At 73.1% G+C, this 24,190-nt stretch carries 21 protein-coding genes and 1 riboswitch; of the genes, 13 read left to right on the forward strand and 8 right to left on the reverse strand.

Annotation, left to right across the window (positions count from 1 at the left end):
* Nucleotides 1–31 precede the first annotated feature (31 nt).
* On the forward strand, nt 32–1,723 hold the full coding sequence (locus tag AB0I71_RS20710; protein ID WP_357586925.1) for a ribonuclease J: 1,692 nt from the start codon (nt 32–34) through the stop codon (nt 1,721–1,723).
* Nucleotides 1,724–1,889: 166 nt separating this feature from the next.
* Nucleotides 1,890–3,074, forward strand: a complete 1,185-nt coding sequence (locus AB0I71_RS20715) for a S1 family peptidase (protein ID WP_357586927.1) — start codon at nt 1,890–1,892, stop codon at nt 3,072–3,074.
* A 51-nt stretch (nt 3,075–3,125) separates the two neighbouring features.
* Here AB0I71_RS20715 and AB0I71_RS20720 read toward each other — a convergent pair whose 3' ends face one another.
* The gene (locus AB0I71_RS20720) at nt 3,126–4,664 is read right to left on the reverse strand and encodes a YbjN domain-containing protein (protein ID WP_357587059.1); all 1,539 of its coding nucleotides are present in this window, start codon (nt 4,662–4,664) and stop codon (nt 3,126–3,128) included.
* Nucleotides 4,665–4,780: 116 nt separating this feature from the next.
* Complete coding sequence (locus AB0I71_RS20725; RefSeq protein WP_357586929.1) at nt 4,781–5,260, reverse strand: YbjN domain-containing protein; 480 nt, start codon at nt 5,258–5,260, stop codon at nt 4,781–4,783.
* A gap of 112 nt (nt 5,261–5,372) precedes the next feature.
* Here AB0I71_RS20725 and AB0I71_RS20730 point away from each other — a divergent pair, with 112 nt between their 5' ends.
* A complete protein-coding gene (locus tag AB0I71_RS20730) occupies nt 5,373–7,820 on the forward strand; it encodes a DNA translocase FtsK 4TM domain-containing protein (protein ID WP_357586931.1) in 2,448 nt (815 codons plus the stop codon).
* Nucleotides 7,813–8,190: a VOC family protein gene (locus tag AB0I71_RS20735; RefSeq protein ID WP_357586933.1), complete on the forward strand. Its 378-nt coding sequence runs from the start codon at nt 7,813–7,815 to the stop codon at nt 8,188–8,190. The genes AB0I71_RS20730 and AB0I71_RS20735 overlap by 8 nt, the downstream gene beginning before the upstream one ends.
* A 368-nt stretch (nt 8,191–8,558) precedes the next feature.
* Here the strand turns inward: AB0I71_RS20735 and AB0I71_RS20740 are convergent, their stop codons facing one another.
* Together AB0I71_RS20740 and AB0I71_RS20745 are read right to left on the reverse strand one after the other, a co-directional pair.
* The gene (locus AB0I71_RS20740) at nt 8,559–8,786 is read right to left on the reverse strand and encodes a hypothetical protein (RefSeq protein ID WP_093410153.1); all 228 of its coding nucleotides are present in this window, start codon (nt 8,784–8,786) and stop codon (nt 8,559–8,561) included.
* Between the two features lie 83 nt (nt 8,787–8,869).
* A complete protein-coding gene (locus AB0I71_RS20745; RefSeq protein ID WP_099847078.1) occupies nt 8,870–9,184 on the reverse strand; it encodes an SMR family transporter in 315 nt (104 codons plus the stop codon).
* A gap of 58 nt (nt 9,185–9,242) precedes the next feature.
* Nucleotides 9,243–9,309, reverse strand: a riboswitch (guanidine-III (ykkC-III) riboswitch).
* Between the two features lie 90 nt (nt 9,310–9,399).
* Between AB0I71_RS20745 and AB0I71_RS20750 the strand changes: the two genes are divergently transcribed.
* From AB0I71_RS20750 to AB0I71_RS20780, 7 genes are all read left to right on the forward strand, one after another.
* Nucleotides 9,400–10,323, forward strand: coding sequence for an ornithine cyclodeaminase family protein (locus AB0I71_RS20750; RefSeq protein ID WP_357586936.1), 924 nt, complete (start codon nt 9,400–9,402; stop codon nt 10,321–10,323).
* Nucleotides 10,324–10,379: 56 nt separating this feature from the next.
* Nucleotides 10,380–11,867 carry a 30S ribosomal protein S12 methylthiotransferase RimO gene (rimO, locus tag AB0I71_RS20755; protein ID WP_357586938.1) on the forward strand — a complete coding sequence of 496 codons (1,488 nt, stop codon included), beginning with the start codon at nt 10,380–10,382 and terminating at the stop codon, nt 11,865–11,867.
* 71 nt (nt 11,868–11,938) lie between these two features.
* Nucleotides 11,939–12,532, forward strand: a complete 594-nt coding sequence (gene pgsA, locus AB0I71_RS20760; RefSeq protein WP_357586940.1) for a CDP-diacylglycerol--glycerol-3-phosphate 3-phosphatidyltransferase — start codon at nt 11,939–11,941, stop codon at nt 12,530–12,532.
* An 86-nt stretch (nt 12,533–12,618) separates the two neighbouring features.
* On the forward strand, nt 12,619–13,128 hold the full coding sequence (locus tag AB0I71_RS20765; RefSeq protein WP_357586942.1) for a CinA family protein: 510 nt from the start codon (nt 12,619–12,621) through the stop codon (nt 13,126–13,128).
* 251 nt (nt 13,129–13,379) lie between these two features.
* Nucleotides 13,380–13,838 carry a helix-turn-helix transcriptional regulator gene (locus AB0I71_RS20770; protein ID WP_357586944.1) on the forward strand — a complete coding sequence of 153 codons (459 nt, stop codon included), beginning with the start codon at nt 13,380–13,382 and terminating at the stop codon, nt 13,836–13,838.
* A gap of 183 nt (nt 13,839–14,021) precedes the next feature.
* Nucleotides 14,022–14,882, forward strand: a complete 861-nt coding sequence (locus AB0I71_RS20775) for a PspA/IM30 family protein (protein ID WP_357586946.1) — start codon at nt 14,022–14,024, stop codon at nt 14,880–14,882.
* A 22-nt stretch (nt 14,883–14,904) separates the two neighbouring features.
* Nucleotides 14,905–15,687 (forward strand): hypothetical protein, encoded by a 783-nt coding sequence (locus AB0I71_RS20780; protein ID WP_357586948.1) that lies wholly within the window; start codon nt 14,905–14,907, stop codon nt 15,685–15,687.
* Nucleotides 15,688–15,850: 163 nt separating this feature from the next.
* Here the strand turns inward: AB0I71_RS20780 and AB0I71_RS20785 are convergent, their stop codons facing one another.
* Nucleotides 15,851–19,585 (reverse strand): hypothetical protein, encoded by a 3,735-nt coding sequence (locus AB0I71_RS20785; protein ID WP_357586950.1) that lies wholly within the window; start codon nt 19,583–19,585, stop codon nt 15,851–15,853.
* Nucleotides 19,586–19,959: 374 nt separating this feature from the next.
* The gene (locus AB0I71_RS20790; protein WP_357586952.1) at nt 19,960–20,763 is read right to left on the reverse strand and encodes a zinc finger domain-containing protein; all 804 of its coding nucleotides are present in this window, start codon (nt 20,761–20,763) and stop codon (nt 19,960–19,962) included.
* 110 nt (nt 20,764–20,873) lie between these two features.
* Between AB0I71_RS20790 and AB0I71_RS20795 the strand changes: the two genes are divergently transcribed.
* On the forward strand, nt 20,874–22,076 hold the full coding sequence (locus AB0I71_RS20795) for a hypothetical protein (protein WP_357586954.1): 1,203 nt from the start codon (nt 20,874–20,876) through the stop codon (nt 22,074–22,076).
* Between the two features lie 89 nt (nt 22,077–22,165).
* On the opposite strand, the gene AB0I71_RS20800 is transcribed toward AB0I71_RS20795, so the two are convergent.
* Nucleotides 22,166–22,408 (reverse strand): CPCC family cysteine-rich protein, encoded by a 243-nt coding sequence (locus AB0I71_RS20800; RefSeq protein ID WP_357586956.1) that lies wholly within the window; start codon nt 22,406–22,408, stop codon nt 22,166–22,168.
* 26 nt (nt 22,409–22,434) lie between these two features.
* Nucleotides 22,435–23,334 carry an SAM-dependent chlorinase/fluorinase gene (locus AB0I71_RS20805; protein ID WP_357586958.1) on the reverse strand — a complete coding sequence of 300 codons (900 nt, stop codon included), beginning with the start codon at nt 23,332–23,334 and terminating at the stop codon, nt 22,435–22,437.
* A gap of 201 nt (nt 23,335–23,535) precedes the next feature.
* Between AB0I71_RS20805 and AB0I71_RS20810 the strand changes: the two genes are divergently transcribed.
* The gene (locus AB0I71_RS20810) at nt 23,536–24,147 is read left to right on the forward strand and encodes a hypothetical protein (protein WP_357586960.1); all 612 of its coding nucleotides are present in this window, start codon (nt 23,536–23,538) and stop codon (nt 24,145–24,147) included.
* The last annotated feature ends 43 nt before the right edge of the window (nt 24,148–24,190 follow it).

Consider the following 24,190-nt stretch of genomic DNA (forward strand, 5'->3'; position numbering starts at 1 on the left):
GGGTGACGGCGTCGCAGAATGAGGTGAACGCGTGACCGAGGCGCACAACGAGGAGGCCCAACTTCCACCGCCGCTGCCGGAGGGCGGACTGCGGATCATACCGCTCGGCGGGCTCGGCGCCATCGGCCGGAACATGACCGTCTTCGAGTACGACGGCAAGCTGCTGGTCGTCGACTGCGGTGTGCTCTTCCCGGACGTCGAACAGCCCGGTGTCGACCTGATCCTGCCGGACTTCGGCCCGATCCTCGACCGGCTCGACGACATCCAGGCGATCGTGCTGACGCACGGCCATGAGGACCACATCGGCGCGGTGCCCTACCTGCTCGCGCACAAGCCCGACATTCCGCTGGTCGGCTCGCAGTTCACCCTCGCGCTGGTGGAGGCGAAGCTGGCCGAGCGGCGCATCCAGCCGTACACGCTCACCGTGCGCGAGGGCGGCCGGGAGCGGCTCGGTCCGTTCGAGTGCGAGTTCTTCGCGGTGAACCACTCGATCCCCGACGCGCTCGCGGTGGCCATCCGGACCCCGGCCGGGCTGGTGCTGCACACCGGCGACTTCAAGATGGACCAGCTGCCGCTGGACGGCCGGATCACCGACCTGGCCGGCTTCGCCCGGCTGGGCGCCGAGGGCGTGGACCTGCTGCTGTCGGACTCCACGAACGCGGAGATCCCGGGCTTCGTCACGCCCGAGCGGGAGATCGGTCCGGTCCTCGACTCGATCTTCGCGAAGGCCCGGGGCCGGATCATCGTCGCGTCGTTCGCCTCCCACGTGCACCGGGTGCAGCAGGTCTTCGACTCGGCTGTCGAGCACGGTCGCAAGGTCGCCCTGATCGGGCGGTCGATGGTCCGCAACATGGGCATCGCGCGGGATCTGGGCCTGCTGAACATCCCGGCCGGCCTGGTCGTCGGGCTGGACGAGGCGACCTCGATGCCGCCCGAGCAGATCGTGCTGATGTCCACCGGGTCGCAGGGTGAGCCGATGAGCGCCCTGGGCCGGATGGCCAGCGGCGACCACCGGCACATCACCATCGCTCCCGGTGACACGGTGGTGCTCGCCTCGTCGCTGGTGCCGGGGAACGAGACCTCCGTCTACCGGGTGATCAACCGGTTGGCCCGGGCCGGCGCGGTGGTCGTGCACAAGGACGTGGCGAAGGTGCACGTCTCCGGTCACGCCCCCGCTGGTGAACTGCTCTACCTGCTCAACGTGGTCCGGCCCAGCAACCTGATGCCGGTGCACGGCGAGTGGCGGCACCTGCGCGCACACGCCCGGCTGGGCATCGAGTCCGGCGTGGCGACGGACCGGGTGGTGCTCTGCGAGGACGGCGACGTGGTCGACCTGGTGGAGGGGCGGGCCAGCCTGGTGGGTCACGTCAAGAGCCGGTACGTCTACGTCGACGGCCTGGCCGTCGGGGACGTCAGCGAGTCGCTGCTCACCGAGCGGCGCATCCTCGGCGACGGTGGCTTCATCGCCGCCACCGTCGTGGTGGACTCGGTCACCGGCAAGGTGGTCGCCGGCCCGACCGTCTCGGCCAAGGGCTTCTCGGAGGACCCGGGCGCGTTCAACGCGGTGATCCCGCTGGTCACCGAGGCGCTCAACCGGGCGGCCGCGGACGGGATCAGCGACCCGCACCAGCTCCAGCAGATCGTCCGGCGCACCGTGGGTCGCTGGGTCAACGACGCCTACCGTCGTCGCCCGATGATCGTGCCCACCGTCGTCGAGGTCTGAACACCGGGAGTACCGGACCGATGCCGATGGGCCACCGCACCCGGCGCGCGGTGGCCCATCGGCGTCAACAAATCGATTAGCCGGCGTTCACATTCAACCGTTCGGTCCTTTTGCCCGTACTCCGAGCCGGCAGGCGTACCCACGCCGGCCGGGAGGAGCATGGCGGATGGACCGCAGACGATTGACAGCCATCGGTGTCGTGGTGGCGGCTCTGGGCGCGGCGGCGGCCGTCGCCCTGCCGTCGTTCGCCGGTGACGGTGGCGCGCCGGCCGGCGCACCAACCAGCGGGGCGGTGGAGGGCGCCGACCCGGAGGTGGTCGAGGCGATGCGACGGGACCTGCGGCTGGACGAGTCGCAGGTGGCCGCCCGACTGAAGACCGAACGTTGGGCCTCCGGGGTGGTCGACCAGTTGCGGGCGGACCTCGGCGCGGCCTACGGCGGCAGCTGGCTCAGCGCCGACGGCAGCGAACTCAACGTGGCGGTCGCCAACGCGGCCCAGGCGCAGCGGGTCCGGGCCGCCGGGGCGGTACCGAAGGTGGTCGAGCGTGGGGTCGGCCAGCTCGACACCCTCAAGAGCCGGATGGACCGCACCGCCGCCCGCGCCCAGCAGGTCTCCGGCTGGTACGTCGACGTCGCTTCGAACACCGTCGTGGTGCTCGCGGAGCCGGGTGCGGAAGCGGCCGGGTGGCGGTTCGTGGCCCGCGCCGGAGTGCCGCGAACCGCGGTGCGGATGGCCACGGAGGAGCAGCCGCGGCTCTTCGCCGACGTACGCGGCGGCGAGCCGTTCTTCATCGGCAGCGGCCGTTGCTCGGTCGGCTTCGCGGTCGCCGGTGGCTTCGTCACCGCGGGCCACTGCGGGCGGGTCGGCGACCGCACCACCGGTGCCGACCGGGCGCCGCAGGGCGTCTTCCGGGCCTCGTCGTTCCCCGGTGACGACTGGGCCTTCGTGCAGGTCAACAACAACACGAGGGTGCTGCCGGAGGTGACCGACTTCCGAGGTGGGGTGGCCCGGGTGGCCGGTTCGCAGGAGGTGCCGGTCGGCTCGTCGATCTGCCGCTCCGGCTCCACCACCGGAGTCAGCTGCGGCACCGTACAGGCCCGCAACGCCACCGTCCGCTACCCGGAAGGACTGGTCAGCGGGCTGGTACGGACGAACGTCTGCGCCGAGCCCGGTGACTCCGGTGGTTCGTGGATCTCGGGCAACCAGGCGCAGGGGGTGACCTCCGGTGGATCCGGCGACTGTGTCCGCGGCGGCACCACGTTCTACCAGCCGGTCAACGAGATCCTCCAGCGCAACAATCTGACCCTGCTCACCACGCAGAACTTCCGCGCCCTGAGCAGCCGGCGTTGATCCGCCTTCCCGGCCGGGTGGCTGTCCGGACCCGGCCGGGAACGCGTGGTGTCAGGGGAGGGCGGCGACCGCCTCCGCGTACCCGACACCGGTGCGGACGGCCGCGTCGACAAGCACCGTGACCTGATCCGGGGCGACCCCGTACGCCAGATCGGTGGTCACCTCGCCGGCCAGCACCAGCTCGCCGTCGCCCGGCTCGTGCACGTACGCCTTGGGTAGCAGCCGGTCCCGGTTCCACGCGTTGCAGAAGGCGTACGCCTCGGTGCGCCGGGCCGCTGCCAGCCGGCGCCCGGCCACGACCCGGGCGTGCAGGATGTCGTGACGCTCTCCGGCCCGCCGGAACTGGATCACCGCGTCGCCCCAGCGCCCCAGCACCGTGCCGGCGGCGTCGACGGTGTAGCCGTCGCCCCGCCGGTCCAGCGCGTCCGTGATCATGGCCACGGTCAACGCGCCGATCTCGTCAACCGCCAACCCGGCGGTCCCGCCGTCCGGTCCCGGCCGGTCCTCGGGATCGGGATCCCGGTCCGATCCGAATTCCTCGTCCGGGTCGAACTCCTCGTCGGCGGGCAGCGGCCCCGCCGGGGCGAGTGGACGCTCGGCCAGCCAGGCGGCCATCCGGCCGGACTGGTGCCCGGTGCCGTTGCGGGCGTCGAAGCTGCCGGCCAGCGTGGTCGCGACGGCGAGCAGTTCGGCACCGAGCTGAGTCACCGTGACCTCGGCGGCCGGTCGGCCACCGTACGCCGGCCGGCGTACCACCCGATCGGTGACCGTTTCGCCCGCCATCGCGCAGACCAGCGCGGCCGCCGCCGCGAACTCCATCACGGACAGATCCTCGTGCGGTTGGTCGAGTCGGGGCAGCTGCTCGACGACGATCTCCAAACCGCGGTCGAGGTACCCGCCCAGGGCACAGAAGCGCAGGTGGGTGGCGAGGTGGCCGAACCCGTCGGGTTCCGTCCGGTGCCGCCGGTACGCCCGCACGTGGGCGTGTCCCGCCCGTTGCGGGTGTCCCGCCCGCAGCCATGGCAGCAGCGCCGCGGTCAGGGCCGCCTCCGGCTGGGCGGTGCAGCCGGCCGGCCCGTCGAGCAGCGGATCGAGCACGTCGAGCGCCGTGGCCCAGTCGCCCCAGCCGGCCAGCAGCTCCGCTTGCCGTACCGGTAGGCAGTCGGGGCAGCCGGCGGCCGGGTCGGGTGGGCTGTTCCGCCACCGTGCCAGCCAGCGTCGGGCGGCAGGCTCGTCGCCCACGTGATCGGCGATCCGGCAACGCAGCTGCGCCACAAGCGCCGCGTTCATCTCGTCGGCTTCCCCGGTGAGCCCGTCCAGTACCCCGCGAGCCTGGTCCAGGCCGATGCGGGGGGTACCGAGCAGCGCCTCGACGGCGTACCGCCGGTAACGGCGCAGCGTGTCGTCGTCAGGTCCCGCCGCGTGCAGGCAACGCTGGACGGGCTCGAACAGCCGCCACCGTTCGCCGCCGCGCAGGTGCGTCTCGACCAGCTCGGACCAGGCGTCGAGTGCGGTCCGCCGATCGCCGTTGGCCTCGGCGAGGGCGGCGACCCGGGCCAGTTCGCCGACCCGTAACTCGCCGTCGGGCATGTCCCGGGCGTCGGCGAGGGCGGCGGCGGGCCGCCGGTCGGCGCGTACCCCGTCGGCTGCCCGGCCGCCGAAGCGAGCCCGGCCGCGGCTCCGGCCACCGCCCGGGGCCGGCCCGGTCACGGGCGCCCCGTCCCCACGAGCCGGCCCACCTCGGCGGCCAGCCGGCAGCCGGCCGAGATGCCCCGGTCGAGCAGCCGGTCCAGCTGGTGCGGTGTGACGCCCCGTTCCAGGTCGGTGATGACCTCGCCGCAGACCCGGGCCCGGCCGGCGTCGTCGACGTGCACGAACGCTTTCGGCCAGAACCGGTCGCGGTTCCAGGTGTTGCAGAAGTCGTGCAACCGGGGCACGTCCTCGACAGCGAAGGCGTGGGCGGCGACGGTGCGCACCTGGAGCAGTTCCCCGGCGTCCCCGGCGCGGAGGAACCAGATGTGTCCGTCTGCCCACCGGCCCACCAGCGCGCCGTCGGCGCCACCGGCCACCGGATGACCGCGGTGCGCCAGCACGGCGGCGACGAGGTCACCGGTCAACGGCCGCAGCGTCGACGGATGACCCGCCAACGGGTCGCCGGTACGGTCCTTGAACTCCGGCGACCCCATCGGACACTCCCTCGCGAGGCGAATATCACGGCAGGCGGCGGGGACCGCGCTGCGACACGCGGAGCGACCAGGATGACCGGCCAATCACCCGGCCCGCCGTTACGGTGATGCTATGGCGGGCCGTACCCCTCAGGCGAGTCGGCGGCGCGGCGCGTCGCCGCGTGGCAGCACGAACAGTCGTGCCCGCCAGCCGGCCAAGAAGACCCGTGCACCGGTGCGGCGCCGCACCTCGACGAAGGGGCCGGGTCCCGCCGCGTACGTCGGCCGGGCGATCCAGGCACTGTGGATGGGGCTGGCCCACGGGGTCGGCTGGGCGGTGCGCGCCGCCGGCCGGCAGGCCGCCTCGGCCCGCGACCTCGACCCGGAGCACCGCCGCGACGGTGCCGGCCTGCTGTTCATCGGTCTCGCCCTGCTCGGCGCGGGCGCGATCTGGTTCTCGGCGGCCGGTCCGGTCGGTGCCCGCCTGGCCGACACGGTCCGGCTCTTCCTCGGTGCGATCTCCATCGTGGTGCCGGTGCTGCTGGGCATCGGCGCATGGCGGCTGATGCGTCAGCCCGGCGACCCCGAGCACCGGGGGCGTGGGCTGGTCGGCTGGGGCTCCATGCTGGTCTCCACCGCCGCGCTGCTGCACATCGGCCAGCAGCCGGCCGGCCCGGGCGAGCGGGATTTCGCCGGTGGCCTGATCGGTGCCGGCGTGGGCAGCGTGCTGGAGCGGGCGGTCACCGCCTGGGTGGCGGTGCCGCTGCTGGTCCTGTTGCTGGTGTTCGGGTTGCTGGTGGTCACCGCGACACCGATCAACAAGATTCCCGAGCGGCTCGGTCTGCTGGCCGGCGGCATGGTCGGGCAGGACGACCCGGAGACGACGGAGGCGCCCGCGACACCGGCCCGGCGACGCCCCACCAAGCGCACGGCGCCGCCGGTCGACCCGGACGAGTTCGACGACCTGGATGGCGCGGACCTGCAGGAGACGATGGTCCTGCCGCGCAAGGCGCCGTCCCGGGTGCCGGCCAGCCGCAAACCCGCCGAGCCACCGGAGCACTCGCCCGCGCCGACCCGCGCCGAGCAACTCGCGCTGACCGGTCTGGCCGGCGACTACACGCTGCCTCCGTCGAACATGCTGGGCAGCGGAGCCGCTCCGAAGACCCGCAGCAAGGCCAACGACGAGGTGATCGCCGCCCTCACCGGTGTGTTCGACCAGTTCGACGTGGACGCGGCGGTGACCGGCTTCACCCGTGGGCCGACGGTGACCCGCTACGAGGTCGAGCTGGGGCACGGGGTGAAGGTCGAGCGGATCACCCAGCTCTCGCGCAACATCGCGTACGCGGTGAAATCGCCGGACGTGCGCATCCTGAGCCCGATCCCGGGCAAGAGCGCGGTGGGTGTGGAGATCCCGAACACCGACCCGGAGAACGTGGCCCTCGGTGACGTGCTGCGCTCGCGTGCCGCGACCAGCGACCACCATCCGATGGTTGTCGCTCTGGGCAAGGACATTGAGGGTGGCTACGTGGTGGCCAACCTGGCGAAGATGCCGCACATCCTGATCGCGGGGGCCACCGGCGCGGGCAAGTCGAGCTGCCTGAACAGCCTGCTCATGTCCATTCTGACCCGGGCCACGCCGGACGAGGTGCGGCTACTGCTGATCGACCCGAAGCGGGTCGAGATGACCGGCTACGAGGGCATCCCGCACCTGGTCACCCCGATCGTGACGAACGCCAAGAAGGCGGCCGACTCGCTGGAGTGGGTCGTCCGTGAGATGGACATGCGTTACGACGACCTCGCGGCGAACGGGGTCCGGCACATCGACGACTTCAACCGGAAGGTGCGCAACGGCGAGATCAAGGCGCCGCCGGGCAGCGAGCGTGAGATGCGCCCGTACCCGTACCTGCTGGTGATCGTGGATGAGTTGGCCGACCTCATGATGGTCGCTCCGCGCGACGTAGAGGACTCGATCGTGCGGATCACCCAGCTCGCCCGGGCCGCCGGCATCCACCTGGTACTCGCCACCCAACGGCCCTCGGTCGACGTGGTGACCGGCCTGATCAAGGCCAACGTGCCGTCCCGGCTGGCGTTCGCCACCTCGTCGCTCGCCGACTCCCGGGTCATCCTCGACCAGCCGGGCGCGGAGAAGCTGCTCGGCCGGGGTGACGGGCTGTTCCTGCCGATGGGCGCCTCGAAGCCGGTGCGGATCCAGGGTGCCTGGGTCACCGAGCGCGAGATCAACGATGTGGTGAAGTTCTGCAAGGACCAGCGTGAGCCGGAGTTCCGCCCGGACGTGCTGGCCCCCGCGCAGGACAGCAAGAAGAAGATCGACGAGGACATCGGAGACGACCTGGACCTGCTGGTGCAGGCGGTCGAGCTGGTGGTCACCTCGCAGTTCGGCTCGACCTCGATGCTTCAGCGCAAGTTGCGGGTGGGCTTCGCGAAGGCTGGCCGGCTGATGGACCTGATGGAGACGCGGGGCGTGGTTGGCCCGTCGGAGGGCTCCAAGGCGCGCGACGTGCTGGTCAAGCCGGACGAGCTGGAAGAGGTCCTGGAGGGTCTGCGGGGCGGCGATGGCTGAGCCGACGGCACTGGCCAGCGAGCTGTTTCCGATCATCACGGCCGCCGACCTGGAGGCCGCACTGCGCTTCTACGAGGGGCTGCTGGGCGGCCGGGTCGAGTACCGCTTCCCGGAGACCGGGGAGGCCGCGTACGTCTCGTTGCGCTTCGGCGACGGCCAGCTGGGCATCGGGCGGCAGGAGGCCGGCGAGCAGGCCGCCGGCCCGGCAACCCTCTGGGTGTACGTCGCGGACTGCGCCGCGGCGTTGGCCCGGCTGGTCGAGGCGGGCGTGGAGGTGCTCGCCGAGCCGCAGACGCAGCCGTGGGGCGAGCGGATGGCGATCGTCCGCGACCCGGACGGCAACCGGGTCCTGATCGCCGACCACGGCTGACCCCATCCCGCTGTCACACCCGGTGACATCCGGCCCGCAGCCGCCCCACCCTCCCACTCCCTTTGCTCTGCTTCAATATACGCAACAATCACCGAGAGTGATGGTTAATTCCCGGGCGCCGTCGGGCCGCTCGCTTCCGCCGCAGCTCACGAGCTGTTGCGTGGGTTGAAGCAGAGCAAAGCGGCGAGAGAGGTAGGAGGGTGGTCCGGGGTTGGCGCTACGCATCGTGATGGGCGGAACAGATGCTGTCCGTAACCGTGCTCAGCCATCCGCCGTGCCGGCGGACAAGCCATGTGGGACGAGGGTGGGACGGGCCATGCGCAGACGGCCCGCCGCGGGACGCGGCGGGCCGTCGAGTTCGGGAGGGATCAGAGCGCGCTGAGGATCAGCATGCTCAGCAGCATGGCGACCACGTTGGCCGCGGCGGCGTACCAGCCGAGCGGCTTGTCACCGAGCACCGCGCCGACGACGCCGAGGACCAGACCGATGACTCCGAAGAGGATCGGGTTGAGCAGCAGCGCGAGGACCGCGCACACGAAACCCACGATCGTGCAGATGCGGGCGGCGCTGGTCGAGCGGACGGTGCTGGTGGCCATGTCTTCCTCCAGTGGGTGAGTCTCATGTCTGCCGTCCGGTCTCTACCCACTACGGACGATCGCCACGCACACCCGCCCACGCATCAGTGGAACAGCTTGAGCCCGACCACGCCGGCCACCACCAGCAGCAGGCTGAGCAGGCGGGGCAGGTTGGCCGGCTCGCCGAGCGCCACCATGCCGACGAGGGCGGTGCCGACCGCGCCGATGCCGACCCACACCGCGTAACCGGTACCTACCGGAATCTCCCGCAACGCGTACGCCAGCCCGGCCATGCTCAGCACCAGCGTGATCACGAAGACCACCGAGGCGACCGGTCGGGTGAATCCGGCGGAGCGGTCCAGGGCGATCGCCCAGGCCGTTTCGAGCAGTCCGGAGAGCACCAGCACGATCCAGGCCATCAGGTCACCTCTTCAGCAGTGGCCCGGCCACCGGGGCCGGGACGAGTCGGGTCCAGCACGCGGGGCGTCTTGGCCTGACCGGGTACGCCCACGACTCGTCCGGGGCGGCCACGCGGGCCGCCGGCACCGACCGTAGCACCGGGTCGACGGCTGGCCGGGTGAGACGGATCGCCCGGGATGGACTTCAAGCTTGCTTCAAGCTGCACCATGGATCCGTGACCGTGCTCATCTCCGATCCGGAGGTCGCCGCCGCGCTGGACGCAGCGACCTCGGTCGACGCGATGCGTCAGGCCCTGCTCGCCGCGTACGACGGGCGGCTCGTCGCGCCGCCCCGGGCCGCCGCGTCGCTCGGCGCCGGCCGGATGGTGCTCACCGCCGGGCATCTGGTCGGGCAGTGGTACGGATACCGGGCGTACGACACGTTCGGGCATCCGGAGACCGAGCAGGTGGTGGTGCTGCACGACGGGCGGACCGGCGCGGTGCGGGCCGTGGCCGTGGGCGAGGAACTGGGCTCCCGGCGTACCGGCGCGCTGGGTGGGGTGGCGGTGGACGCACTGGCCCGTCCGGACGCGGCCACCCTCGGCGTGATCGGCTCCGGTGGTCAGGCGTGGACCCAGGTCTGGGCCGCCGCCGCGGTGCGACGCCTGCGTGAGGTGACCGTGCACAGCCGCTCGACCGCTCGGCGGGAGGCGTTCGCCGCCCGGGTGCGCGCCGAACTCGGGGTCCCGGCCCGCGCCGTGGAGACCGCCCGGGAGGCGGTACGCGACCGGGACGTGGTGGTGCTGGCCACCACCAGCCCGACACCGGTGCTGAACGCCGCCGACCTGCGCCCCGGCACCCACGTCAACGTGGTCGGTTTCAAGCAGGTGGACCGCGCGGAGTTCGGCACCGACCTGCTCGACGCGGCGGCAGTGCTGGCCAGTGACTCGGTGGCGCAGGCGATGTCGTACGCCCCGCCGATGCTCGCCGCGCAGCCGCCGTACGCCTCCCGGTTGCGTGACCTGGGCGCGGTGCTGGCCGGCACGGCAGCCGGCCGCACCGGTGCGGACCAGATTTCGGTCTTCTGCTCGGTCGGCCTGGCCGGCACCGAGGTCTTCCTGCTCGACCGCGTGGTCCGGATCCTCGCCACGGCGGTCTAGGCAGCCCGGCGCATACCGCCGTCGCCGGTGCGGGCACCGTCGCCCGGTACCCTCGGATGGTGTCTGCCACCTCCTCGCCTTCCCCCGACGGTCGCCGGGTCGCGCTGCTGACCCTGGGCTGTGCCCGCAACGAGGTCGACTCGGAGGAGCTGGCCGCCCGCCTGCACGCCGACGGCTGGCAGGTGACCACCGACGGCGAGGGCGCCGACGTGGTGGTCGTCAACACCTGCGGGTTCGTGGAGAAGGCCAAGCAGGACTCCATCCAGACGCTGCTGGCCGCCGCCGACACCGGGGCGAAGGTGGTCGCCGCCGGCTGCATGGCCGAGCGCTACGGCCGGGAACTGGCCGACAGCCTCCCCGAGGCGCAGGCGGTACTCAGCTTCGACGACTACCCCGACATCGCCGCCCGGCTGGACGCGGTGGTCGCCGGCCGGGAGGTCGCCGCGCACACCCCCCGCGACCGGCGCGAACTGTTGCCGCTGACCCCGGTCGCCCGGCGCGACAGCGCGGTGTCCCTGCCTGGGCACGGCCGTAACACCGACGTCGACGAGCACACCCCGGCGCACCTGCGGACGGTGCTGCGTCGCCGGCTGGACAGCGGCCCGGTGGCATCGCTGAAGCTGGCCAGTGGCTGCGACAGGCGTTGTGCGTTCTGCGCCATTCCCGCCTTCCGGGGCGCTTTCGTCTCCCGCACCCCCGACGAGCTGCTCGCCGAGGCCGAGTGGCTGGCCAAGAGCGGTGTTCGGGAACTCGTGCTGGTCAGCGAGAACTCGACCTCCTACGGCAAGGACCTGGGCGACCCGCGCGCGCTGGAGAAGCTGCTGCCGCAGCTCGCCGCCGTGGACGGCATCGTCCGGGTGCGGGCCAGCTACCTCCAGCCCGCCGAGACCCGGCCCGGGCTGATCGAGGCGATCGCCGGCACGCCGGGGGTGGCACCCTACTTCGACCTGTCGTTCCAGCACTCCAGCGAGCCGGTGCTGCGCCGGATGCGCCGTTTCGGCTCCACCGACCGTTTCCTGGAGCTGCTCGCCGCCGCCCGGCAACTGGCACCGGAGGCCGGGGCGCGCAGCAACTTCATCGTCGGGTTCCCCGGCGAGACCCGGGGCGACGTCGACGAGCTTGTGCGGTTCCTCACCGAGGCCCGGCTCGACGCGATAGGCGTCTTCGACTACAGCGACGAGGACGGCACGGAGGCCGCCGGCCTGCCGGGCAAGGTTTCCGCCGCCACCATCAAACGTCGGTACGACAAGCTCAGCGCGCTCGCCGACGAGCTGTGCTCGCAGCGGGCCGAGGATCGCCTCGGTTCGATGGTGGAGGTGCTCGTCGATTCGGTCGACGGCGGGATCGTCGAGGGGCGGGCCGCGCACCAGGCGCCGGAGGTGGACGGGTCGACCACGCTTGTCGCCCCGGACGGTGGCGGCGTCGACCTGGCCGCGCTGCGTCCCGGCGACCTGGTCCGCGCCACGGTGACCGGCACCGAGGGAGTGGACCTGCTCGCCGTACCGGATGAGATGATCTCCGCCGCGCCCGGCGCGGCGCGGTGACGGTGAGCTGGGACGAGGCGGAGGTGGCACGGGGTGCGGTGCCGGATGTGCCAGCCGAGCGGGGCGATTCGATGACGGGGGCGACGGAATCGCCTCCGGTGCCGGTGGTGGCCCGGGTGCCCGTGGTCAATGCCGCAAACGCCCTCACCGCGCTGCGGCTGGTGCTCGTACCGGTCTTCGCCGCCTCGGTGGTCATGTCGGGGATGACGCACGCCGGATGGCAGGTCATCGCCTGCGTGATCTTCGCCGTGGCCTCGGTCACGGACCTGGTCGACGGGTGGATCGCCCGGAGGTTCGCGCTCGTCACCGCCGTGGGCAAGGTGGCCGACCCGATCGCCGACAAGGCACTCACCGGCGCGGCCCTGCTGCTGCTGTCCTGGTACGACCGGCTGCCGTGGTGGGTGACGGCGGTCATCCTGGCCCGGGAAGTGGGCATCACGGCCCTGAGGTTCTGGGTGATCCGGCGCGGCGTGATCGCCGCGAGCCGGGGCGGAAAGGTCAAGACCGCCCTCCAGATACTGGCCATCACCTGGTACCTGTGGCCGATGCCGGCGGCCCTCACCCCGATCGGGCCCTGGATCATGGGCGCGGCGGTCGCGGTCACCCTCGTCACGGGGCTGGACTACATCGCCCAGGCCGCCCGACTGCGCCGCACGCAGGGGTGACACGTTCCCGGTCGTGGCGAGGACGTCGCAGACCCTGACGGCGTTGCGAGGCGTAGACCGCGCCCAGGCCGGGAAGGATGCAGATCATGGGTGTGCGAGAGGCCGAGGGCTCGATGGGCGCCGCAGCGGCTGGCGTGGTGCACCGCCTCGCCGAGCGGCAGGAGACGTTCGCCACCGTCGAATCGCTGACGGGGGGCCTGCTGGCCGCCACGATCGTGGAGATCGCCGGGGCGAGCGCCGTCTACCGGGGCGGGCTGGTGGTCTACGCGACCGAGTTGAAGGAGCAACTGGCCGACGTACCGAAGGAACTGCTGGCCGAGCGCGGACCGGTCGACGCCGACGTCGCGGCGGCGCTGGCCGAGGGCGGACGGCGACGCTGCGGGGCCGACTGGGGCGTGGCCACCACCGGGGTGGCCGGGCCGGAGCCGCAGGACGGCAAGCCGGTCGGGCTGGTCTTCGTCGCGGTCGCCGGCCCGGACGGCACCGAGGTGCGGCAGCTCGACCTGGACGGCGGCCGTGACCGCATCCGGGGTGCCGCGGTGACCGAGGCGTTGCGCCTGGTCGCCGAGCACATCCAGGCCCCCGACCCGACCTGAGCCGCCGCCGGTCCGTACGCCGTCGGGCTGGTCGTCGGCAGATCGGTGGCATTCCAGATGCTGTCGTCCCGGCGTGTCGGACACCTGGACTGCCACAGATGGGGTGGCGCGGTCGGCGGCGGCCGTGGGATGACCGGGCGGGGCGGGATGTCGCGGCGGCGCACAGCGGGTACGGTTGCGGGAAAGCTCCGACAGCCGGTGCTCCCGCAGGCCGGTCGGCCGGGCGAACTGTGTCCCTCAGGGGAGGTGCGATGGTCCTGCTACGCCGGGTGATCGGTGACGCACTACGGGCGCGCCGGCAGGGGCAGCACCGCACGCTGCGCGAGGTCTCGTCCGCAGCCAACGTCAGCCTGGGCTACCTGTCGGAGATCGAACGCGGCCAGAAGGAACCCTCAAGCGAGCTGCTCGCGGCGATCTGCGACGCGCTGGGCGCCCGCCTCTCCGAGCTGTTGCGCGAGGTCAGCGACACGGTGGCGCTCGCCGAGCAGATGCCGGGCGTGCTGGTGCCGGTGCAGGACGAGCCGGCCGAGTCGACACCGGTCGCCGCCGCCCCGGTACACAAGGCCACCGGTCGGGGCGTACGCCAGGTCACCTCGGACGGAAACGTCGCCGTCTCCGTACGGCAGGACTCCCCGCTCAAGGCCACGCTGCGCAGCGCCCGGGTCCGGCCCGCCGACCGCAGCGACCGGGACGTGGTCTGCGCCGCCTGAGCCTCGCGGCCGATGGTCGCGGTAGCTCCCGCCGCGTAGGGTTGATCGCGGACGTCCCCTCTCGCCGGTAGGGGTGCCGTGTTGGCGCCCGGCTGGGACGATGGATTCACCATCGCCGGTAGCCGAGCCGGTCACCCGGGGGTGGGGCAGGCACAGCGACGTGATTGAGGGGATACCGCGGAGATGGCGAACCCGTTCGTCAAGGGGTGGAAGTACCTGATGGCGCTCTTCGGCGCCCGTATCGACGAGCACGCCGACCCGAAGGTGCAGCTCCAGCAGGCCATCGACGAGGCGCACCGGCAGCACCAGGCGCTCGTCCAGCAGGCCGCCGCGGTGATCGGCAACCAGCGCCAGCTGGAGATGAAGCTGTCCCGGCAGATGTCCGACGTCGAGCGGTTGCAGGCGAACGCCCGCCAGGCGCTGGTCCTCGCCGACCAGGCCCGCGCCAAGGGCGACGAGGCCGAGGCCGGGCGGTACGAGCAGTCCGCGCAGACCCTGGCCACCCAGCTCGTCTCCGCCGAACAGTCCGCCGAGGACCTGAAGACCCTGCACGACCAGGCGCTGGCCGCCGCCGGGCAGGCCCGTCGGGCGGTGGAGAACAATTCCATGATCCTCCAGCAGAAGCTCGCCGAGCGCGCCAAGCTGCTCAGCCAGCTGGAGCAGGCCAAGATGCAGGAGAGCGTCGCGGCCTCGCTGGAGTCGATGTCGGCGCTCACGGCACCCGGCAGCACCCCGACCCTCGACGAGGTACGCGACCGGATCGAGCGCCGTTACGCCAACGCCATGGGCCGTGCCGAGCTGGCCAGCAACTCGACCGAGGGCCGGATGCTGGAGATCCAGAAGGCGACCCTGGACACGGCCGGTTCCGCCCGGCTTGACCAGATCCGCGCCAGCATGGCCGGCGACCAGCTCGGCGGGGGAACTGACCGCGATGCCGTCGCCGACCAGCCGGCCACGGCCGACCCGGCGGTGGCCCGGCTCGACGAGATCCGCGCCAGCATGAGCCGTGAGCGCGGCACCGGCGACACCACAGCCGCCGGCTGAGCGGAGAATCGAGGAGGCGACGGTGGCAGCGGACGAGCGCACCCGGTACTTCCGCCGGCTGAGCAGGCTGCGCGGCTCCGCCCGCCGGTGGAGTGTCCTGGCTGGCGGGCTCGGCGGCGCGACAGCGGTGCTGACCCCGTACGGCGGGATCGGTCTGGCCGACGCGGCCTGGGCCGCCGCCGCGGGCGCGGCCACCGCGCTGGCCGGCTGGCGCTGGGTGGACCTGCGTGCCCTCGCCGCCCAACCCGCCCCGCCACCGCTCGACCCGGCCCAGGTGGCCGCCCGCAACCGGGCCCGCCTGGTCGCCGCCGTGGAACGACTCCCCGCCGGGGCAGGTGTGCTGGCCGAGGTGCGTCGGGTCCGCTCCCGCACCGCGCTGCGCGGCACCGTCGCCGCCGGACCGTGGGAGCGCCTGGACCGGGCCGCCGCGACCATGGCCTCGATGGCGGGTCGGCTGACCGGCCTCGCCGAACCGGCCGTCGCCGAGGCCTCCGCCGCCGAACAGTCGCTGCGCGAGCTGGCCAACCGGGTCGCCAGCGTGGAACGCGCGGTACGTCTCGCCCCCGCCGACGCGAAACCGCCGCTGACCGAGGCGCACCGCGCGCTCACCGGGCAGCTGGAGGCCGGCGTGGCGGCGTACGAGCGCCTGGTGGTCGCCGCCGCCGGCTACCTCGCCGAGGAGTACCGCCCCGAGACCGAGCACCCGGCCGCCGCCCGCCTCACCGAAGCGACGGACCTCCTGCACGGCTTCGCCTCCGCCCTCTCGGAGCTGCGCGCCGTAGGCCGCCCCGCCCCCACCCCCTGACCACCGCGCCGCGCCGGGTCTGGCCCTGTTGATCAAGAAGTTTGGGTACGGATCCAGCCGCGATCCCGACCCAAACCTCTTGGTCAACATCCACCGCCGACCTCTGACGGCACCGACGCGACGATCAAGGGCTCTGCATACCCGAGCTCCAGTCCACGGTCGGTCAGTCGGGGGTGGTGATCGGGATGGGGCCGGTGAAGGGGGAGACCCCGACGACGTTGAACGAGCGGATCCGGTAGTGGTAGGTGACGCCCCGGGCCAGGCCGGTGTTGGTGAAGCCGCGGCCGGTGACGGTGAATGTGGCCAGTTCCCGGGTGAACGTCGGATCCAGGGCCCGTTCCACGGTGAAGCCGGCGCCCTGGCCGGCGGGTGTGCTCGCGGCCCAGCCCAGCACGACTGTCGCGGTGTCGGGGCCGGGGGCGGTGGTGGCCACACTGACCGAGGTGGGGGTGCCGGGGGCGGGTGGGGTGGTCACCGTCGCCACGGTGGACCAGGGGGAGGCGGCACCCAGGTAGGTGGTGCGTACCCGGTAGTAGTAGGTGGTGTCGGGTGCGACCGCCGGGTCCAGGTGGTTGTCGCCGACACTTATCGCGGTGGTGCCCGGCCCGCTGGTGAAGGTCGGGTTTGTCGCGCGTTGCACGTCGATGCCGGTGGCGAAGGAATTGTTGGCCCAGCGCAGCGCGACCCGCAGCGGTGCGGCGGGCGGAATGGTCGCGGTCAGCTTGGCCGGGGCGGTGAGCTGCACCGAGGCGGGAACGCTGTTCGACCAGGTGGAGCAACTCGCCGCGTTCTCGGCGCGGATGCGGTAGTGGTAGGTGACGCCGGGGGTGACGGTGGCGTCGATGTAGCGGGTCGCCGTGGCCGCCACGGTGATGGTGGTCAGTCCGTTGGCGAAGGTCGCGTCGGTGGCCCGTTGCAGCAGGTGGCTGGTGGCCGGTGGGCGGCTGCCGTTTCCGGTCCAGGCGAGGGCGATCGCCGGTAACGCGGTCGCCGAGCCGGGGGCCGGTGCGGCGGTGAGCCCGGTCGGTGCCCGGGGCGAGACCCGGACCACCAGCGGCCGGCTCATCCCCTGGTCCCGGTGGCCGGCCGCCGCGCTGCCCCAGCGGTACTCCCAGCCGAGGTTCACCAGTTGGTTGACCACCGCCGCGGGTCCACCGTCGACGGGGCTGATCGGGGTGGCACCGAGCCGGGTGCCGGCCGGTCGGGCCGGGTCGAGCAGCCGTACGCTGTCGCCGATCTTGAATGGCAGTGGCGGCGCCTCGGGGCGCAGCGCGAGCAGCACGTCCTCGCCCGGATCGACCCGCACCACCTGCTTCCAACCCAGTTCGCCGGGGTGCGGTGGTCGGATCGCGCCGTCCCGGCCGACCCGCCCGACCACCTGGACGTCCAGCCCGTCGAACCGCACCGGATGGCTCTGCCGTCCGGAGCCGCGTACCCGCCAGAGCTGGCTGCCGACGCCCGGTGTGCCGACCGCCAGGGCCGGGTCGCTGGCGTGCACCACCTCGGTCGCCGGTTCGGTGGGACCGAGCGGCAGGGTGGCCTCGCCGAGCGGTCCGCCGTGTGGATGGGCCACGCCGAGGCGACCGGTGAGCCGGCCGTGTCCGGGCTCGAAGACCTGCCGTACGGCCTTGACGGCCAGCGGCAGGCTCACCGGTGCGCCGCCGGGCGGGGTGAACTCGACGGTGGTGGCGTGCACCGGTATCCGGGTCGCGGCGCTCGTGGTGCCGAAGCAGCTGTCGTAGGCCGGTTGCGGGACGACCGGGGGGCGCTGGCTGGCTGCGTACGCGCCGGGCAGGCGGTCCCGCAGCCGGTCGAGGTCGTACGGGGTGGCGCGGGTGCCGGTCACCCGTAGCTGCATCAGGGTGCGGGTGTTCGGGCCGTACCCGGGCACTGTCGGCGGCGCGCCACCCTCCGCGGTGCGGTCGGGTCCGCCGGTGTGGTGGTCGTAGCGGGGGTCGAAGCAGGGCAGCGGGGCCGGGCAGTCGTTGTAGAGGATCAGGGTGGTCCCGGCCTCGACGGTGGCGAGATCCACGAGCACGTCGGCCCGCTCGCCGGGGGCGAGCAGCAGCGCGTGGCCGTCGACGTTGAGCACTGTCGGGTCACGTCGGTCGTAGCGGAAGCCGATCGGCCGGTTCGGCACGACCACGGGTGCCGGCAGCAGGCCGCACTCGTTGCCGATCCGGATCATCTCCGGGCCGGCCGCCGCCGGGTCCGGCACGCCGCCGGGCCGACCGTCGGTGGGCCATTCCGCCGGCCGGTCCGGGGCGCGTACCGCGTCGACAATCGGCACCTCACCGGCGGCGGCGTCGGCGAGACTGCCCTGCGGCGTCCACATCGGCTCGTTCGAGGCGGCCCGGTACAGCTGAAGGTTGAGCCAGCGGTCGGTGCAGGCGTTGAGGATGCGCCACCGGTGGAGCTTCGGCTGCACCTCCAGGTACGGGTAGGCGGCACCGTTGACCAGGACCGTGTCGCCGTACGCGGCGGGCACCGCGCTGGGGTGCGGCACGCCCGGGGCCTCCGGTGGCTCGTCCGGGTCGGTGACCGGGTCGTGGTGCGGATTGGGCACGGCGGCGGCGGGTGCGTCGGGGCCGGCGGCGGTGGCGGTACGCGACCAGGGCCCGTAGTCCCACCGGCCGGTCGGGTTGATCCCGTCGCGGCGGTACGGGTTCTGGCGGGACTGGTAGACGTGCGGGTGCCAGAAGGATCCCCGGGTGCCCCACCGGTCCCGGTCCCAGGTCGGGTCCTGCGCGGCGAGCTGGGCGTCGTCCGGCACGAACGTCTTGTCCTCGAAGACCAGCGGCAACTGCTCGGCCGGCAGCGTCCCGTCGGCGATCAACCGCTCCTGCGCGTCGTCGGTGAGCAGGTAGAGCGCGAGCTGTCCGGAGTAGACGGTCAGCCGGGACAGCCCGACGGTGTTGTCGTGGAACCAGAGCAGCCGCCCGCTCTGGTCGTTGGGGTAGTAGAGGGTGGTGGCGCCCTGCCCCGGGTGGGCCATGTCCGGCACGTGGGCCAGGCCGGCACCTGTGGGGTAGGGGGTGATCTCGCCGGCCGGAGTGATCCACTGCCACGGGCTGCCGGCGCTGATCCAGCCGGTCAGCGCGCCGCAGAGATGCAGCACCGCCCGGTTCTGCGGATAGGGTGCCGGCCCGGCGAGGGGCCCCGGGCCCGCGCCGGGCACCGTCTGATCGACCGGCAGGAAGAGGTCGCCGGCCGGGCCGGCGGGCAGCTGGTTGATGAACTTGATGCGTACCGGCCGGCCGCGTCGGGCCAGTACGACCGGACCGAGATACCAGGGCCGCCGGGGCGGGGCGACCGTGTTGTGTCCGTCCGGGTTGGTGCCCAGGTTCAGCTGGCGGTAGCCGCGCAGCCGGGTCGCCGGCAGGTCCCGGTGCAGCCGCTGGGTGTACTCCTGGAGCCCGATCTCGTAGTAGTCGCAGCCGGGATGGGTGATCGTGTCGGGCACGGCGACCGGCAGGTGAGCGCCGAGCGGGGTACGGCCCAGTGGGCCGAGGCCGGGCAGCGGGTCGACGAACTTGCGCAGCCCGGTGCCGGTCACCACCTGCCCGTCCTCGTCGTGGGCGGGCAGTGGACTGTAGGCGTGGTTGGGCACCGGACCGAAGCAGCGGGGTGCCGCCGCCGGATCGAGACTGGCCGGCGGCGGATGCGGCGGCGCGGGCGGCGCGGCTGCGCCCTGGTGCGGCAACGCGGGCGGTGCCGGTGCCCGCGCCGGGGCGGTGCCGTCGGACCCGGTGGGTACGCCCGGGTGGGTGCCTGTGGTGTTGTCGTTCTCCGTGTCCGGGCCGGTTCGGGTGGTGGGGACGGCGCTCGGCGTGCCCGGCGGGTCGGTGCGGGCGGCGCGGTCCAGCCAGGTCGACCGGAGTCTGCGGAACACGGCCATGGCTCTCCCGGTGATCGGGGCGCGGCGGCCACCACCCCGACGTGGCGGCGCGGACGCGCGTGCTGACGTTCCGTGAGCCCTCAACCGCAGCATGCGACGCGCGGTGGTCGGTTAGGAAGTCCCCTTTCGTGCCAATCTGCCGCGCTGTCGGCGTGTCGCCGCCGCCACTCCGAGTCCGTCACGTGACCGGCCGTCCACCGGCTCCGACCTGCCCAGACCGCCGCGTGGAAGATGCACGGCGCGGTCCCGTCCGTGGGGTGGAAGATGCACGGCCGGGCCCTCGGGCGGCGGGTGGAAGGTGCGCCGTCGCGGCCCGTCCGTGGGGCGAAAGACGCGCGGTGGGGCCTGCCCGGCGGGTGGCGGTTGCCCGAGGTTCAGGCCGGGTCGCCCGGCTGGCAGGTGGGACACCAGTAGGTGACCCGCTCGCCCAGTTCCTCCTTCCGGATGGCGGTGCCGCAGCGCCGGCACGGCTGCGCCCGCCGTCCGTACACGTAACAGGTCCGGCCACGACCCAGCGAACCGGTGGTGCTCTGCGTCCAACGGCCCCGGTTGGCGGCCAGCAACTTCTGCGCCAGGGTCACCAGGGCGAGGGGGTCGGACACCTCCCGCACCGGGGTGCGGGGGTGGATGCCGCGGAGGAACAGCACCTCGCACTTGTAGAGGTTGCCGACGCCGGCCAGGATGCGCTGGTCGAGCAGGGCGACCCCGACCGGGGTGTCCGGGTGGGCGGCGAGCCGACGCGCGGCCTCGGCCGGATCCCAGTCGGCACCGAGCAGGTCAGGGCCGAGGTGGCCGACGAGGCGTTCCTCGTCGGCGGTGGGTAACAGCGCCACCTCGTGCAGGTGGTAACCGACGGCGGTCGCGACCGGGGCGCGCAGCACCACCCGGATCAGATGTGCCGGCCGGGCGGTCCACCGCTCCCCGGGGGCGTACGCCCGCCAGGCGCCGTCCATCCGCAGATGCGAGTGCAGCGTCCAGCGCGACTCACCGGTGCCGGTGGGAGCGTCCAGCCGGAGCAGCAGGTGTTTGCCCCGGCTCGCGCTGTCGCGTACCGCCCAACCGGAGAGGTCGGTGGTGGCGAGTGCGGGCACCCGAAAATCGCTGCCGGTCAGCCGGGTGCCGACAAGCGCGCGTTCCAGGACGCGGGCGGTGTTCCAGACGGTGTCACCTTCGGGCACGGCACCATTCTCCCTCACCCGAGCGCAATTCACATGTATCGCTATTTGTATGGCGCTTCTATTCGATCTACGGATATAGGCACTATCGGGGAGTTCTGAGGAGAATGCAGATGAATCATCCCCGCAATTCCGTCCTGGCCGTCCTCCTGGCCGCCGCTCTCGTCGTCGCCCTGCATCCGAACTCCGCCTCATCGGCCGCCCGGGCCGACCGGTGGAACGCTGATCTCTCGGTCGTCGACGCTGACGACGTGAACGTGCGACACACCCGCGCGGGCCTGCGCCTGGCTGACGCCCGGCCACCCGGCGTTCCCGCCCGAGGGAGTGCGGTCGCTGAGGGCATGCTGGTGGTCGCACCGCGTACCCTCAGTCGCCCGGCCACCCGGGTCCGCGCCCAGCTCACCGCCGTCGCCCGGCCCGGTGCCGCCGCTACCGTCCAGGTCCGTGGCTGGCGGACGACCGGCTGGACCGAGTGGCGCGACGCCGCGCCGGCGGCCGTCTTCGACCAGCCGGTCCGCCGGGTGCAGGCCCGGGTGGTGCTCACCGGCAGCCGCTCCGGTGCCAGCACCGAGGTCCGCGCCGTCCGGCTCACCGCCGACACGGTCGCCGCCGTCACCGCCGCCACCCCCGGCCTGACCTACCGGGTGTACGCGACCCGGATCGGACTGGTCGGCGAGTTGACCGCCAACGGGCACACGGTCCGCTCCCGGGACCATTTCGTGGCGTTGCCCTCCCGCCGAGGACTGTCCCCCCGCAACAGCGGCGACTACACCGTGCGGGTCTGCACCGTCACCGGCAGCCGCTGCGAGTACGCCCCGGTCTGGGACGTCGGCCCGTGGAACACCCGCGACGACTACTGGAACCTCAGCGCCGTCCGGGAGAACTGGAAGGATCTGCCGCAGGGCAGGCCGCAGGCGCAGGCCGCGTACCAGAACGGCTACAACGGCGGGCGGGACCAGTTCGGTCGGGTGGTGCTCAACCCGGCCGGCATCGACCTCGCCGACGGGACGTTCTGGGACGGGTTGCAGCTGACCACGAACGCCTGGGTCGACGTGGCGTACCTGTGGACCGGCACCGGCCCCCGTGGGGTGGTCGGTGACGGCCCGCTGACCGTGCGGGCCGGTCCCGGCGCCGGCTACCAGTCCCGGGGTCTGGCCGCCCAGTACGCCAACGTGCCGATCCAGTGTTACGTGACCGGGCAGACGGTAGTCGGGCCGTACCGCACCACCAACCGGTGGAACCGGCTGGCCAGCGGACAGTTCGTCAGCCACGCGTACATCTCGGCGGTCTGGGGTGGGTCGGTGCCGCTCTGCTGATAGCGGCACTCCGAGCCGGGCCGGCGTCCTCCCAGGCCGGCCCGGCCCGCCGCGTCAGCGGGTGCCCAGGGTCATCCGGGTCGGCTGGCTCAGGGCATCTCCTCCGGCCTCGGCGTCCGCACCAGCTCCTGGTATCGCGGGTGGCAGGCGCCGTAGACGGCGAAGTTGAGGCGGGCGTGGGACAGGCTCAGGTCCCCGTTCGCCCCGCCGCGGACGTCGTCGGCGTCAGCGTCGGCCTGACCGTCATCTGTCCAGAAACAGACCGGGCAGGTGCCGCCGCCGGTCCGGTACGCGCAGCAGGGACAAGCGGCGGGAACCCAGCGATCATCCACCTTGACAGCTTTCCACAGTAGACGCTTCATCCGTGTTGTCCGGGAGCGTCCCCCACGACGCCACAACCCCGGACCCGCAGCAGCGTACCCGGGACCACCGCGAGCAGTTCGGCGGCGTGTCCACCGTTGACGGAGAGCGCGACCCGACCGGCCGAGTCGACGTGCGCCACCAGGGCACCTTCCGGAGCGTCGCCGAACGTACGCCCGCGCACCGCTTCCCGTACCCATCCGCCGGCATCCGCCGGGCCGCCCCCAGCGGCCGGGTCGCCGGCCGCCGGATGCACCCGGACCCGCGCCGGCAACGGATCCAGCAGCTCGGCCGGGGCGGCCAGCTGGACGTTGCCGAAATGGTCCACGGTCAACACCTCGGCGACGAACCCGTCCGGCAGCCGGCGGACCAGCGGTGCCGGCAGCCGCACCAGCGACCCCGGGTCGACCGCCGGGCCGGCCTCGGCCAGCGGGGCGCCGAGGGCCAGCCGGGCCGCGACCGGCGCGAAGACGTCCCGCCCGTGGAAGGTGGCCGACACCCGTGGCGCCAGCCAGCTCGGATTGGTCAGCTCCACCGCTCCGGTCACCCCGCCGAGCGCCGCTGCGGCGTCCAGCAGCAGGCCGTTGTCCGGGCCCACCAGCAGGCCGGCGGGCGTGTCCAGCGCGACACCCCGGCGGCTCGTACCGACTCCCGGGTCGACAACCGCCACATGCACCCCCGGTGGCAGGTGCGGCACGGTCTGGGCCAGCACCGCCCCACCGCGACGGACGTCGCCGGGCGGCACCAGGTGGGTCACGTCGATGATCCGCAGCGCGGGCGCGAGGCGGGCGATCACCCCGTGGCAGGCCGCCACGAAACCGTCGGTGAGACCGTAGTCGGTGGTCAGCGAGACGACTCCGGCCGGTGCCCGCGACGCGCGGGCGGTACTGCTGGTCACGGCACCGGATCGTACGCCCGCATCGTCCGCGACGGGCGATGACGGCGTGGGCGAGGGTGCGGAACCGGTGAGCCCTGTGCTGTCGGTGTCGCGGTGCTGCCGGTCTCGCGGTGCTGTCGGCGTCCGGTTGCCGGATAGCCGACAGCACGGCTGACCGACCGGCCACTGCTGCGGCCCGCCCCGGTTGGGCAGACTGCCTGGGTGAGCCACCGGAACCTGTCAGCCGTCGCCCTGCTCATGATCACCGTCGCGGTCACCGCCTGTGGTGCGGAGCCGAACAGGTCGCCCGCCGCCGCACCGACACCGACGCTCGCCGTACCGTCGGCGGACCCGGCCACACCGAGTGACCCGGCTGCCGTGCCCGCCCCCACCGGCGAGGCGAGCCCCGCCGCGCCGGCCGCCCCGAGCAGCGCCGCGCCGCCGCCGTCGGCTGCCGGGCCGGCCGCCGACGGCACCACCGAGCGACGGCCGCCGAGCCCGCCGCCGGTGGAGCTGCCACCGCGCCAGGCCGGTGCACCGACCGGCCGGGAGGTCGTGGCGGCGTTCCGGGCGGCCGGGCTCAAGGCGGCCAACGTCCGCGACCGCTCCGTCGACTGTGGACCTGACGGGTTGGGGCTGGGCTGTTCGGAACTTGTCGTGACCGACAACGTGGCCGTCTACGTCTTCCCCGACGAGAGCAGCGCCGGCGACCTGGCCGAGCGGTGGAGCGGAGCCGCCTACCGCAGCGGCACCGTGGTGCTCAACTACCTCGAGGCACCGACCCCACGCGCCGACCGCCCCCGCTACGAGAAGGTCCTCGACACCCTCCGCTGACACCGGCCCCAGGCCGCGTTTCATAAGACCGTGCCCGGCTGCG

The organism is Micromonospora sp. NPDC049891 (assembly GCF_040660295.1).
Lineage (GTDB): Bacteria > Actinomycetota > Actinomycetes > Mycobacteriales > Micromonosporaceae > Micromonospora.